Below are 12,092 nucleotides of genomic sequence, written 5' to 3' on the forward strand. Positions count from 1 at the left end.
CCTAACAAACGTTTGGTGGAAAGGTAGCTGATGCGGCCATGGGTGTCTCCACCTCGTCCCCGGAAACCTCGTCCCGGGAAAAGGGGTCCGAAAAAGGCGGCATCGCCGTCGTCACGGTCGACTTCCCGCCGGTGAACGCGCTGCCGGTGGACGGCTGGTTCGCGCTGGCCGAGGCCGTGCGCGCGGCCGGCCGCGATGCCGCCGTGCGGTGCGTGGTGCTGGCCGCCGAGGGGCGCGGGTTCAACGCGGGCGTGGACATCAAGGAGATACAGGCGCGCGGGCACAGCGCTCTGCTCGGCGCCAACTCCGGCTGCGCGGAGGCCTTTTCGGCGGTCTACGACTGCGAGGTGCCGGTCGTGGCGGCGGTGCAGGGCTTCTGCCTGGGCGGCGGGATCGGCCTGGTGGGGAACGCGGACGCGATCGTGGCGAGCGAGGACGCGGTCTTCGGTCTGCCCGAGCTGGACCGTGGAGCGCTGGGCGCGGCCACCCACCTGGCCCGGCTCGTCCCCCAGCACCTGATGCGCGCGCTGTACTACACCTCGCGCACGGTGAGCGCGGCCGAGCTGCGGGCGCACGGCTCGGTGTGGCGGGTCGTGCCGCGCGGCGAACTGGGCTCGGCCGCCCTGGAGTTGGCCGGCGAGATCGCCGCCAAGGACGGGCGGCTGCTCCGGCTGGCCAAGGCCGCGATCAACGGGATCGACCCGGTCGACGTGCGCCGCAGCTACCGCTTCGAACAGGGCTTCACCTTCGAGGCCGGCCTCAGCGGGGTGGCCGACCGGGTGCGCGACACCTTCGGGAAGGATCTCGGGAAGGAGACCGCGGGTGAGTGACAAGACGATGACCGCAGAGGAGGTCGTCTCCCGTCTCGGCAGCGGCATGACCCTCGGCATCGGCGGCTGGGGCTCGCGCCGCAAGCCGATGGCCCTGGTGAGAGCACTGCTCCGCTCGGAGATCACCGATCTCACCGTCGTCTCGTACGGCGGCCCCGACATCGGCATGCTGGCCGCCGCCGGACGCATCCGGAAGCTGGTCACGGCCTTCGTCACGCTCGACTCGGTCCCGCTCGAACCTCACTACCGCGCGGCCCGCGAGCGCGGGGCCTTCGAGCTGACGGAGGTGGACGAAGCGATGTTCATGTGGGGACTGCACGCCGCCGCCAACCGGCTGCCCTTCCTGCCGGTCCGGGCCGGGATCGGCTCGGACGTCATGCGGGTCAACCCCGGCCTGCGGACGGTGACTTCCCCGTACGACGACACAGAGACGTTCGTCGCCATGCCCGCCCTGCGGCTGGACGCGGCCCTGGTGCACATGAGCCGCGCGGACCGGCGGGGCAACGGCCAGTATCTGGGCCCGGACCCCTACTTCGACGACCTGTTCTGCGAGGCGGCCGAGGCGGCGTACGTCTCCTGCGAAAGGATCGTGGAACCGGCCGAACTGACCAAGGAGGCCGCCCCGCAGACCCTGCTGATCAATCGCCACACGGTCACGGGCGTCGTCGAGGCCCCCAGCGGCGCCCACTTCACCTCCTGCGCGCCCGACTACGGCCGCGACGAGGCCTTCCAGAAGCAGTACGCGACCACGCCCTGGGAGGAGTTCGCCGCGCGGTTCCTCGACGGGGGCGAGCAGGCGTACCGGTCGGCCGTGCAGACCTGGCACAGGGAGGAGCGGGCATGAGCGCCGTCACCCGCGCCGAGTACTGCGTGATCGCCTGCGCGGAGGCCTGGCGGGACGCGGGAGAGATCCTGGCGAGCCCCATGGGCCTGATCCCGTCCGTCGGTGCCCGCCTGGCCCGGCACACCTTCTCGCCCGACCTGCTGCTGACCGACGGCGAGGCGATGCTGATCGGCCCGGACGGCACCGTCGAGGGCTGGCTGCCGTACCGCCGGCACCTCACCCTGGTCACCGGCGGGCGGCGGCACGTGATGATGGGCGCGAGCCAGATCGACCGGTACGGCAACCAGAACATCTCCTGCATCGGCGACTGGGCGAGGCCGAGACGGCAGCTGCTCGGGGTGCGCGGGGCACCGGTCAACACGCTCAACAATCCGACGAGTTACTGGGTACCGAGGCACTCCCGGCGGGTGTTCGTCGAGAAGGTCGACATGATCTGCGGAGTCGGCTACGACCATGCGACCGGCGCCCGCTATCACGGCATCCCGCGTGTCGTCACCGACCTGGGCGTCTTCGACTTCGCCACCCCGGACCGCTCGATGCGGCTGGCGTCGCTGCACCCGGGGGTCACGGTGGGGCAGGTCAGGGAGGCCACCGGCTTCGACCTGGCCGTCCCGGACGAGGTGCCCTGCACCCGGGAACCGACGGCGGAGGAGCTGAGGTTGATCCGCGAGGTGCTCGATCCGAGGAACACCCGCACCCGTGAGGTCGGGACCTGATGGAGACCGCGCTCACCCGGCTGGCCGGGGTCCGCCATCCGATCGTGCAGACCGGGATGGGCTGGGTGGCGGGCCCGCGCCTGGTCTCCGCGACGGCGAACGCGGGCGCGCTGGGCATCCTGGCCTCCGCGACGATGACGCCCGACCGGTTGCGGGACGCGATACGTGAGGTCAGGTCCCGTACACCCGCGCCGTTCGGCGTGAACCTGCGGGCGGACGCGGCGGACGCCGGCGACCGGGTGCGGATCATGATCGAGGAGGGGGTGCGGGTCGCGTCCTTCGCCCTCGCGCCCTCGCCCGAGCTGATCACGGAGCTCAAGGAGGCGGGCATCGTCGTCATCCCGTCCGTCGGCGCCCGGCGGCACGCCGAGAAGGTCGCGGCGTGGGGCGCGGACGCGGTGATCGTGCAGGGCGGTGAGGGCGGAGGGCACACGGGCGAGGTGGCGACGACGGTGCTGCTGCCGCAGGTGGTCGACGCGGTGAACATACCGGTCGTGGCGGCCGGCGGGTTCTTCGACGGGCGGGGGCTGGTCGCGGCGCTGGCTTACGGGGCGGCGGGCGTCGCGATGGGGACGCGGTTCCTGCTCACCTCCGACTCGACGGTCCCGGACGCGGTGAAGGCGAGGTACCTGGCGGCAACCGTCAAGGACGTCACGGTCACCACGGCCGTGGACGGCCTGCCGCACCGCATGCTGCGTACGGACCTGGTCGACGCCCTGGAGCACTCCGGCCGCGCGCGAGCCCTGACGCACGCGGTTCGCCGGGCGGCCGGCTTCCGCAAGCTGTCCGGGCTCACCTGGCGGCAGCTGGTCCGCGACGGGCTCGCCATGAAGCACGGCAAGGACCTGACCTGGAGCCAGGTCCTGCTCGCCGCGAACACGCCGATGCTGCTCAAGTCGGCGATGGTGGACGGCCGTACGGATCTCGGGGTGATGGCCTCCGGGCAGGTCGCCGGGGTGATCGACGACCTGCCGTCGTGCGCCGAGCTGGTGGAACAGATCATGAAAGAGGCGGACGAGATACGAGCGAGGCTCACAGCCTCTCGGTGATCGTCACGTTGGCCTGCCCGCCGCCCTCGTGGGTGGCCGGCCTTTCGCCACTCTCCTCACAATCGCTCAATGATCGTGACATTCGCCTGACCGCCGCCCTCGCACATGGTCTGGAGCCCGAACCGCCCGCCCGTGCGCTCCAGTTCGTGCAGCAGCGTCGTCATCAGTTTCACGCCCGTCGCGCCCAGCGGATGCCCGAGCGCGATCGCACCCCCGTTGACGTTGACCTTCTCCGGATCGGCTCCCGTCTCCTTCAGCCAGGCCAGGACGACCGGCGCGAAGGCCTCGTTGATCTCGACGAGGTCGATGTCGTCGATCGCCAGGCCGGTCTTCTTCAGGGCGTGGGCGGTGGCCGGTATCGGCGCGGTCAGCATGCGGATGGGGTCCTCGCCGCGCACCGACAGATGGTGCACGCGCGCGCGGGGACGCAGCCCGTGCTCGCGCACCGCGTGCTCGGAGGCGAGCAGCATGGCCGCCGCCCCGTCCGAGACCTGCGAGGAACAGGCGGCGGTGATCGTGCCGCCGTCGATGACCGGCTTCAGTCCGGCCATCTTCTCCAGCGAGGTGTCCCGGCGCGGGCCCTCGTCGACGGCGACCTGGCCGTACGGCACGATCTCCCGCTCGAAGCGCCCCTCGTCGATCGCCCACAGCGCCCGCCGGTGCGACCGCAGCGCGAACTCCTCCTGGTCCTCCCGGCTGATGCCCCACTTGGCGGCGATCATCTCGGCGCCGGCGAACTGGTTCACCGGCCGGTCCCCGTACCGTGCCTGCCAGCCCTCGCTGCCCGCGAAGGGGCCCTCGGTGAAGCCCAGGGGCTCGGCGGCCTGCCGGGTCGCGAAGGCGATCGGGATCTGCGACATGTTCTGCACGCCACCGGCGACCACCAGGTCCTGCGTCCCGGACAGCACGCCCTGCGCGGCGAAGTGCACGGCCTGCTGGGAGGAGCCGCACTGCCGGTCCACCGTCACGCCCGGCACCTCCTCGGGCAGCCCGGCGGCCAGCCAGCAGGTCCGCGCGATGTCCCCGGCCTGCGGCCCCACGGTGTCCAGGCAGCCGAAGACGACGTCCTCGACGGCGGCCGGATCCATGCCGGCGCGCGAGAGAAGCTCCTTGAGCACATGCGCGCCCAGATCGGCCGGGTGGACCGCGCTGAGCCCTCCCCGGCGCCGCCCGACGGGCGTCCGGACCGCTTCGACGATGTAGGCCTCGGCCATGGCAACTCCCTCACGTAAAAGGGCTATTCGCGTACGGCGATCCCGTCCAGCACCATCGACAGGTACTGCCGGGCGATCTCTTCCGGGCTGTGCTGTCCGCCGGGCCGGTACCAGGACGCGGCGACCCACACCGTGTCGCGCACGAACCGGTAGGTGAGCCGGACGTCGAGGTCGGCCCGGAACACCTCGGCGGCGACCCCGCGCTCCAGCGTGGACAGCCACGCCTTCTCGAACCTGCGCTGCGATTCGGCGAGGAACGTGAACCGTTCCTGCGCCACCAGCTGCTTGCTCTCCTTCTGGTAGATCGCGACGGCGGCGCGGTGCCGGTCGATCTCCCTAAACGACTCGGTGACCAGGCTTTCGAGGGTCTCCCGCGGTCCGAACTCGCCGCCCAGGACGGCGTCGTAGCCGTCCCACAGCTCGTCGAGGAAGGTCCGCAGGATCTCCTCCAGCATCGATTCCTTGGAGTCGAAGTGGTAGTAGAGGCTGCCCGCGAGCATGCCCGCGTGGTCCGCGATCTTGCGGACGGTGGTGGCGTTGTAGCCCTGTTCGGCGAAGACCTCGGCGGCGGTGTCGAGGAGTTCGCGACGACGGGCAGGGGCTGCGGTCACCTGGGGCTTCTTCTTGGTCGGCACGGTCCCATTGTCGTCCTAGGGGTGCTGGCTGCTGACCGGGACGACCTCGCCGGTCATGTACGAGGAGTAGCCCGACGCCAGGAACACGATCACGTTGGCCACCTCCCAGGGCTCGGCGTACCTGCCGAAGGCCTCGCGCGCGGTCAGCTCCTCGAGCACCTCGGCCGAGGTCACCTTCACCAGGTGCGGATGCATCGCGAGGCTCGGCGACACCGCGTTGACCCGCACCCCGAACTCGGCCGCCTCGATCGCCGCGCACCGGGTCAGCGCCATCACGCCGGCCTTCGCGGCGGCGTAGTGCGCCTGCCCGGCCTGGGCGCGCCAGCCGACGACGGAGGCGTTGTTGACGATCACACCGCCGGTCTCTCTCATCCGGCGCAGTGCGGCCCGGGTGCACCGGAACGTGCCGTTCAACGTCACGTCCAGCACCCGCGACCACTGCTCGTCACTCATGTCGACCAGCGTCGAAGTCCCGCCGAGACCGGCGTTGTTGACGACCACGTCGAGCCGCCCGTGCTCCCCTACGGCCGCCTCGAACAGCGCCCGCACCTGGGTTTCGTCGGTGACGTCACAGGTGAGAGCCGACACCGCACCCGGAAAGTCCCGGCCCAGCTCGGCCTCGTACTCCTTCAGCCGCCGCGCGTGCGCGTCGCTGATCAGCACGCGCGCGCCCTCCTCCAGGAACCGGCGCGCGGTGGCGCCGCCGATGCCGGCGCCCGCGGCCGCGGTGATGACGGCGCTGCGCCCCACCAGCAACCCATGCCCGGGCACGTACGACGGACTCTCGACGTCTGTCATAGGCTCACGCTAACCTACCAAACACTTGTTAGAGAAGGATGGCGACCGTGGACCTCACCCACTCCCCCGCCGACGAGGCGTTCCGCGCCGAGGCCCGCGCCTGGCTCGACGCGCATGTGCCGTCCGCTCCCCTGCCGTCCCTGGAGACCGAGGAGGGCTTCGCGGCACACCGCGCGTGGGAGGCCGAACTCGCCGCCGACCGCTGGTCGGTGGTGAACTGGCCGGCCGCGTACGGCGGGCGGGACGCGGGGCTTGTGCGGTGGCTGGTCTTCGAGGAGGAGTACTACGCGGCGGGCGCACCGGGCCGGGTCGGGCAGAACGGCGTCAGCCTGCTCGCGCCGACCCTCTTCGAGCACGGCACCGAGGAACAGCGGGCGCGCGTGCTGCCGCCCATGGCCCGCGGCGAGGTGGTCTGGGCGCAGGCCTGGTCGGAGCCGGAGGCGGGCTCGGACCTGGCGTCCCTGCGGTCGAAGGCCGCGCGGGTGGCCGGCGGCTGGCTGCTGAGCGGGCAGAAGACCTGGTCGTCGCGGGCCGCCTTCGCCGACCGTGCCTTCGGCCTGTTCCGCGGCGACCCGGACACCCCGAAGCCCCACCAGGGCCTGACCTACCTGATGTTCGACCTGCGCGCGCCCGGTGTCACGGTCCGCCCCATCCGCCGTCTCGACGGGAAACCGGCCTTCGCCGAGCTGTTCCTGGACGAGGTGTTCGTGCCCGACGAGGACGTGATCGGCGCACCCGGCCAGGGCTGGCGGATCGCGATGTCGACGGCGGCCAACGAGCGCGGGCTCACGCTCCGCTCCCCCGGCCGCTTCCTGGCGAGCGCCGACCGTTTGTTCGACCTCTGGCGGGCGCGGGGCTGCCCGGAGAACACCCGGGGCCGCGTGGCCGACGCCCTGATCGGCGCCCGGGCCTACCAGCTCTTCACCTACGCCGCCGCCTCCCGCTTCCTGGACGGCGAGGCCCTGGGCCCCGAGGCCAGCCTGAACAAGGTCTTCTGGTCCGAGTACGACATCGCGCTGCACGAAACGGCTCTCGATCTCCTGGGCCCGGAGGGCGAGTTGGCGGACACGGAGTGGTCCGAGCGCTATGTGTTCTCCCTGGCCGGCCCGCTCTACGCCGGCACGAACGAGATCCAGCGCGACATCGTCGCCGAACGCCTGCTCGACCTGCCGAAGGGACGCCGCTAATGCGCTTCCTGCTCAACACCGAGCAGCGCGCGTTCGCCGACTCGCTGGACGCGATGCTGACGGCCGCCGACACACCGGTGGTGGTACGGGACTGGAGCCGGGGCGAGCATACGAGCGGCCGTGCGCTGTGGCGCCGTATCGCCGAGGCGGGTGTCTTCGCGCTGGCGGTGCCGGAGGCCTACGAAGGGCTGGGCCCACGCCCCGTCGAACTCGCGGTGGCCTTCGTGGAGTTGGGGCGGCATGCCGTGCCGGGCCCGCTGGTGGAGACGGTCACGGCGGCGGCGCTGCTCACCGACGCGGGCCCCGCCAAGCGGCTGCTGCCCTCGCTGGCCTCGGGCGGGACGATGGCGACGGTCGCGCTCGACGACGCCTACGCCCTGGACGGCGACGTGGCGCGGGCCCGGCTGACCGTGGCCGCCGACGGACTGCGGCTCGCCCCCGGTCACGGTCCGGTACGCCCCTCGCTGGACCCGGCGCGCCGCCTCACCCTCCTCGCCCCGGGCGGCGAGCTCCTCACGCCGGCCCCGCCCCTCGGCCACGCCCTCACCTGGGCCCGCCTGGCCACCGCGGCCCAGGCCCTCGGCGTAGGTCTCGCGCTGCTCGACAAGACCGTCGCGTATGTGAAGCAGCGCGCCCAGTTCGGCGTCCCCATAGGCTCGTTCCAGGCCGTCAAGCACCGGCTGGCGGACGCGAAGATCGCCCTGGAGTTCGCCCGCCCCCTGGTCTTCGGCGCCGCCCTGACGATGACCGGGGAAGAGGTCGCCGCCGCGAAGGTCACGGCGTGCGAGGCGGCGTACGCCACCGCCCGTACCGCCCTCCAGCTGCACGGCGCGATCGGCTACACGGCGGAGTACGACCTGTCCCTCTGGCTCACCAAGGCCCGCGCCCTGCGCACCGCCTGGGGCGACCCGGACGAGTGCCGGGCCGCCGTCCTCAGTGGTGATCGCCGCTGGTGAGCTCCCGGTACTCCTCCGGCGTCGGCTTCTCGATCCGCGCCCGGGGCCCGAACATGGCCCGGGACAGCCGGGCCCGCAGCCGCTGGGAGTGCTTCACCCGGCGGCGGACCCCGCCCTTGTCGACGAGTTGCCCGATCTCATACGGCTCGGTCTGCTCGTGCTGGGTCAGCGTGAACAGCTGCGCCTGCGAGACGGGTTCGTGGACCTCGACGTACTCGCCGTTGGGCAGCCGTTTGACGGTGCCCGACTCCCTGCCGTGCAGCACCTTGTCCCGGTCTCGGCGCTGGAGGCCGAGGCAGGTCCGCTTGGTGACGACGAACGCGAGGACCGGCACCACGAAGACGGCGATCCGCACGAACCAGGTGATGTCGTTGATCGACAGGTGCAGGTGCGTGGCCACGATGTCGTTGCCGCCGCCGATCAGCAGCACCGCGTACAGGCTGAGCCAGGCCACGCCGAGGCCGGTGCGCACGGGTGCGTTGCGCGGCCGGTCCAGGATGTGGTGCTCGCGCTTGTCGCCGGTGATCCACGCCTCGATGAAGGGGTACACGCCGATGGCGAGCATGACCAGCGGGAACAGCGCGAAGGGAATGAACACGCCCAGCGCCAGCGTGTGGCCCCAGAAATTGATCTCCCATCCCGGCATCACCCGGATCAGCCCCTCGGAGAAGCCGAGGTACCAGTCGGGCTGGGCGCCCGTGGTGACCAGGTCCGGGCGGTAGGGGCCGAAGGCCCACACGGGGTTGATCTGGGCGATGCCGCCCATGAGCGTCAGCACGCCGAAGACGAGGAAGAAGAAGCCGCCCGCCTTCGCCATGTAGACCGGCAGGAAGGGCATGCCGACCACCGACCGGTTGTCGCGGCCGGGCCCCGGATACTGCGTGTGCTTGTGGTAGAAGACCAGCAGCAGGTGGACGGCCACCAGGCCCAGCATGATCCCGGGCAGCAGCAGGACATGGATCGGGAAGAGCCTCGGGATGATGTCGTGCCCGGGGAACTCGCCGCCGAAGAGGAAGAAGGACAGATACGTCCCCACGATCGGGACGGACAGGATGGCGCCCTGGGCGAAGCGGACGCCGGTGCCGGACAGCAGGTCGTCGGGGAGCGAGTAGCCGGTCAGGCCGGTGATGATGCCGAGCATCAACAGGGTCCAGCCGAACACCCAGTTGACCTCGCGCGGCTTGCGGAACGCGCCGGTGAAGAAGATCCGCATCATGTGCACGAGCATGGCGGTGACGAAGACCAGCGCGGCCCAGTGGTGGATCTGCCGCATCAGCAGCCCGCCGCGCACGTCGAAGCTGATGTCGAGCGTGGACTCGAACGCCCTGGTCATGATCACGCCGTTGAGGGGCTCGTACGAGCCGTGGTAGACGACCTCGACGCCGCTCGGCTCGAAGAACAGGGTGAGGTAGATGCCGGTGATGATCAGGACGACGAAGCTGTAGAGGGCGATCTCGCCCAGCATGAAAGACGGGTGGTCCGGGAAGACCTTGCGCATGTTGGCCTTGGCCAGCGCGTAGAGCCCGAGCCGTCCGTCGGCCCAGTCGGCGAGCTTCTCGCCCTTGCCGGGAGGCTCCCTGCGGGAGCGGGTGGAGCCCACTGTCTCGTCCACCGATCGTGCGCCGTCCATGCGTCGTCGCCTCCCCGTCGCATCTCACTCAGGGTGGCACGGCCGTCACGACTCAGCCAGCGGTGCGAGCAGGCGGGTGAGCGACTGACGCGAACCCTCCAGGCCGGCGATCCGCTCCTCGATGCCCTGGAGCTGCTCCAGCAACATCGGCGTCAGGCAGGGCTCCACCTCGGTCTCACTCCCGCACACACAGTCCAGCACCTCGCGGATCACCCGGGTGGGCAGGCCCGCGTCGAGGAGGGTGCGGATACGGCGTACGGTCACGGGCGCGCCGGCGTCGTACACGCGCTGGCCGCCCGGGGTGCGCCCGGCATCGAGGAGGCCCTGCTCCTCGTAGTAGCGCAGCAGCCGGACACTGACGCCGGTCTCGCGGGCAAGCTCCCCGATCTTCACAATCCCCCTCCCATGATCCCCTCCTATGAAGCCCGTCACATCGCCTTGAAGCTCACATCCATGTGAGCTCCTAGCGTCACAGCCATGACAAATACAACGGTATTCCGAATCGGCGGCGACCTCGAAGTACGGCGCATCGGCTACGGCGCGATGCGGCTCGCGAACGCCCCGCACGAGCGCTCCGGCATGACCGCCCCCATCTGGACGGCGCCCACCGACCGCGCCGAGTCCATCGCCCTGCTGCGCGGCGCGGCCGAGCTCGGCGTGAACCTCTTCGACACCGCCGATGCCTACGCCCTGGGCGCGGGCGAGGAACTGCTCGCCGAGGCTCTGCACCCGTACCGCGACGGCATCGTCGTCGCGACGAAGGCGGGCGTCCTGCGGCCGAGCCCCACCGAGTGGATCACGCACGGTCACCCCGCCTATCTGCGCCAGCAGGCGGAACTGAGCCTGCGCCGGCTGCGCACCGACCGCATCGACCTCTTCCAGCTGCACCGCATCGACCCCGACTATCCGTTGGCCGACCAGATCGGCGCGCTGAAGCGGCTCCAGGAAGAGGGCAAGATCCGGCACATCGGCCTGTCCGAGGTGACCGTCGAGGACCTGACGGCTGCCTCGGCGATAGCGCCGATCGCGAGCGTGCAGAACATGTACAACCTGGCCGAGCGCGGGCACGACCCGATGATCGATCACACCGCCGAGCGGGGGATCGCGTTCCTGCCGTACTTCCCGATCGCCATGGGCGAGCATTCGCGTGCGGACAGTCCCGTGTCGGTGGTCGCGGGCGAGCTGGGCGCAGCACCGTCCCAGACGGCCCTGGCCTGGCTGCTGCACCGCGCCCCGAACGTGATCCCCATCCCCGGCACCTCCTCCCCCGCCCACTTGGCGCAGAACTTCGCCGCCCTCGAACTCCCCCTCACCGAGGACCAGTTCAAGCGCCTGGCCGGGTAAGTCAGCACGGCCGTACGACCCGCTGCGCCCGCGCCGCCACCAGCCACTTCGGGAACTCGCCCAGCAGCCGGTCGTACAACTCGGCGTCGGACACCGCCCGCGGATCCACACCGGCGTGGAAGAACCCGGCGTTGTCCACGAGCCGCCGGTCCGGCACCGCCAGTTCGTCCAGCTTCCGCAGGAAGTCGAACTGGCGGCTGTCCGGATCGCCGAAGCCGATGAACTGCCAGAACAGGGGAAGCTTCGCGGCCTTGCACACGTATCGTTCCGCGGCGGGCTTGCTGCTGGGCCCGCCATCGGTCTGGAAGACGACCAGGGCAGGATCCGTCGAGCCGCTGTCGAGGTAGTGGTCGATGACGGCGTCCATCGCCACGTGGTAGTTCGTCCTGCCCATGTGTCCGAGGCCGGTTGCGTACTGCTCAAGGCCCTGGTGGTCCGTGAGCGAGATCTCGGCCACGGCGTCCACGTCCGTCGAGAAGAACACCACCGGCACGGTCCCGTCGTCGTCGAGGTGCGCGGACAGTCCGAGCACCCGGTCGGCGAGCTCCTGCACGCTGCCGTCCTTGTAGTACGGCCGCATGGACCCGGAGTAGTCGACGACGAGGTAGACCGCGGCGCGCAGCCCCTCCAGCCCGTGCTTGCGCAGCGACACACCGGCGCTCTTGTACAGGCTGACCAGCGCGGGCGCGGTGTCCTCGACCTTGCTGAGACTGATCGCGGCCATCGGCACTCCCCCTCGCGCGCAGGACTGACTGCCCGAGGCTACGGCACCCTCTGCCCTGCTGCTGCGGTACGAGAACCGTCATCGTCACCTGGCCGGCCCCCGCCAAGTAGCGAACATGCGGCGGCGCCTGCCCGTTCGTCCGGTCGGGGACAAGGGGCAGGCGCC

Annotated in this window: 13 protein-coding genes; 7 read left to right on the plus strand and 6 right to left on the minus strand. The window is 70.9% G+C overall.

The genetic code is table 11. The features are described 5' to 3' along the window. The first annotated feature begins 38 nt into the window (after positions 1 to 38). Genes AB0I77_RS33165 through AB0I77_RS33180 form a run of 4 tightly spaced genes read left to right on the plus strand, consistent with a single transcriptional unit; the run spans position 39 to position 3,439 of the window. Entirely contained in the window at positions 39 to 830 is a 792-nt protein-coding gene (locus AB0I77_RS33165; RefSeq protein WP_363286441.1) for an enoyl-CoA hydratase family protein, read from the plus strand. Continuing rightward, complete coding sequence (locus tag AB0I77_RS33170; RefSeq protein ID WP_363286442.1) at positions 823 to 1,674, plus strand: CoA-transferase; 852 nt, start codon at positions 823 to 825, stop codon at positions 1,672 to 1,674. The genes AB0I77_RS33165 and AB0I77_RS33170 overlap by 8 nt, the downstream gene beginning before the upstream one ends. Continuing rightward, complete coding sequence (locus AB0I77_RS33175) at positions 1,671 to 2,390, plus strand: CoA-transferase (protein WP_363286444.1); 720 nt, start codon at positions 1,671 to 1,673, stop codon at positions 2,388 to 2,390. Before AB0I77_RS33170 ends, AB0I77_RS33175 begins: the two co-directional genes overlap by 4 nt. After that, entirely contained in the window at positions 2,390 to 3,439 is a 1,050-nt protein-coding gene (locus AB0I77_RS33180) for a nitronate monooxygenase (protein ID WP_363286445.1), read from the plus strand. Before AB0I77_RS33175 ends, AB0I77_RS33180 begins: the two co-directional genes overlap by 1 nt. 56 nt (positions 3,440 to 3,495) lie before the next feature. Here the strand turns inward: AB0I77_RS33180 and AB0I77_RS33185 are convergent, their stop codons facing one another. Genes AB0I77_RS33185 through AB0I77_RS33195 form a run of 3 tightly spaced genes read right to left on the minus strand, consistent with a single transcriptional unit; the run spans position 3,496 to position 6,086 of the window. After that, a complete protein-coding gene (locus tag AB0I77_RS33185) occupies positions 3,496 to 4,653 on the minus strand; it encodes an acetyl-CoA C-acetyltransferase (RefSeq protein ID WP_363286446.1) in 1,158 nt (385 codons plus the stop codon). A 23-nt stretch (positions 4,654 to 4,676) separates the two neighbouring features. Next, complete coding sequence (locus tag AB0I77_RS33190; protein WP_363286447.1) at positions 4,677 to 5,288, minus strand: TetR/AcrR family transcriptional regulator; 612 nt, start codon at positions 5,286 to 5,288, stop codon at positions 4,677 to 4,679. Between the two features lie 15 nt (positions 5,289 to 5,303). Continuing rightward, positions 5,304 to 6,086: an SDR family oxidoreductase gene (locus AB0I77_RS33195; protein ID WP_363286448.1), complete on the minus strand. Its 783-nt coding sequence runs from the start codon at positions 6,084 to 6,086 to the stop codon at positions 5,304 to 5,306. Positions 6,087 to 6,133: 47 nt separating this feature from the next. Between AB0I77_RS33195 and AB0I77_RS33200 the strand changes: the two genes are divergently transcribed. Next, positions 6,134 to 7,273: an acyl-CoA dehydrogenase family protein gene (locus AB0I77_RS33200; RefSeq protein ID WP_363286449.1), complete on the plus strand. Its 1,140-nt coding sequence runs from the start codon at positions 6,134 to 6,136 to the stop codon at positions 7,271 to 7,273. Continuing rightward, the gene (locus tag AB0I77_RS33205; protein WP_363286450.1) at positions 7,273 to 8,229 is read left to right on the plus strand and encodes an acyl-CoA dehydrogenase family protein; all 957 of its coding nucleotides are present in this window, start codon (positions 7,273 to 7,275) and stop codon (positions 8,227 to 8,229) included. The genes AB0I77_RS33200 and AB0I77_RS33205 overlap by 1 nt, the downstream gene beginning before the upstream one ends. Here AB0I77_RS33205 and AB0I77_RS33210 read toward each other — a convergent pair. Both AB0I77_RS33210 and AB0I77_RS33215 read right to left on the minus strand, forming a co-directional pair. Next, positions 8,207 to 9,859: a cytochrome bc complex cytochrome b subunit gene (locus AB0I77_RS33210; protein WP_363286451.1), complete on the minus strand. Its 1,653-nt coding sequence runs from the start codon at positions 9,857 to 9,859 to the stop codon at positions 8,207 to 8,209. The genes AB0I77_RS33205 and AB0I77_RS33210 overlap by 23 nt on opposite strands. Before the next feature lie 45 nt (positions 9,860 to 9,904). Further along, entirely contained in the window at positions 9,905 to 10,252 is a 348-nt protein-coding gene (locus tag AB0I77_RS33215; RefSeq protein WP_363286452.1) for a MerR family transcriptional regulator, read from the minus strand. A gap of 84 nt (positions 10,253 to 10,336) precedes the next feature. Between AB0I77_RS33215 and AB0I77_RS33220 the strand changes: the two genes are divergently transcribed. Then, a complete protein-coding gene (locus AB0I77_RS33220; protein ID WP_363286453.1) occupies positions 10,337 to 11,203 on the plus strand; it encodes an aldo/keto reductase in 867 nt (288 codons plus the stop codon). A gap of 1 nt (position 11,204) precedes the next feature. On the opposite strand, the gene AB0I77_RS33225 is transcribed toward AB0I77_RS33220, so the two are convergent. After that, positions 11,205 to 11,927, minus strand: a complete 723-nt coding sequence (locus AB0I77_RS33225; protein ID WP_363286454.1) for a VWA domain-containing protein — start codon at positions 11,925 to 11,927, stop codon at positions 11,205 to 11,207. Positions 11,928 to 12,092 lie beyond the last annotated feature (165 nt).

Origin of the sequence: Streptomyces sp. NPDC050619 (assembly GCF_040654815.1) — a bacterium.
Taxonomy (GTDB): Bacteria; Actinomycetota; Actinomycetes; order Streptomycetales; family Streptomycetaceae; genus Streptomyces.

Coding starts and splice junctions, on each gene's coding strand:
- AB0I77_RS33165 (WP_363286441.1), top strand. CDS start 39: ATGGGTGTCTCCACCTCGTCCCCGGAAACCTCGTCCCGGGAAAAGGGG.
- AB0I77_RS33175 (WP_363286444.1), top strand. CDS start 1,671: ATGAGCGCCGTCACCCGCGCCGAGTACTGCGTGATCGCCTGCGCGGAG.
- AB0I77_RS33180 (WP_363286445.1), top strand. CDS start 2,390: ATGGAGACCGCGCTCACCCGGCTGGCCGGGGTCCGCCATCCGATCGTG.
- AB0I77_RS33185 (WP_363286446.1), bottom strand. CDS start 4,653: ATGGCCGAGGCCTACATCGTCGAAGCGGTCCGGACGCCCGTCGGGCGG.
- AB0I77_RS33195 (WP_363286448.1), bottom strand. CDS start 6,086: ATGACAGACGTCGAGAGTCCGTCGTACGTGCCCGGGCATGGGTTGCTG.
- AB0I77_RS33205 (WP_363286450.1), top strand. CDS start 7,273: ATGCGCTTCCTGCTCAACACCGAGCAGCGCGCGTTCGCCGACTCGCTG.
- AB0I77_RS33210 (WP_363286451.1), bottom strand. CDS start 9,859: ATGGACGGCGCACGATCGGTGGACGAGACAGTGGGCTCCACCCGCTCC.
- AB0I77_RS33220 (WP_363286453.1), top strand. CDS start 10,337: ATGACAAATACAACGGTATTCCGAATCGGCGGCGACCTCGAAGTACGG.
- AB0I77_RS33225 (WP_363286454.1), bottom strand. CDS start 11,927: ATGGCCGCGATCAGTCTCAGCAAGGTCGAGGACACCGCGCCCGCGCTG.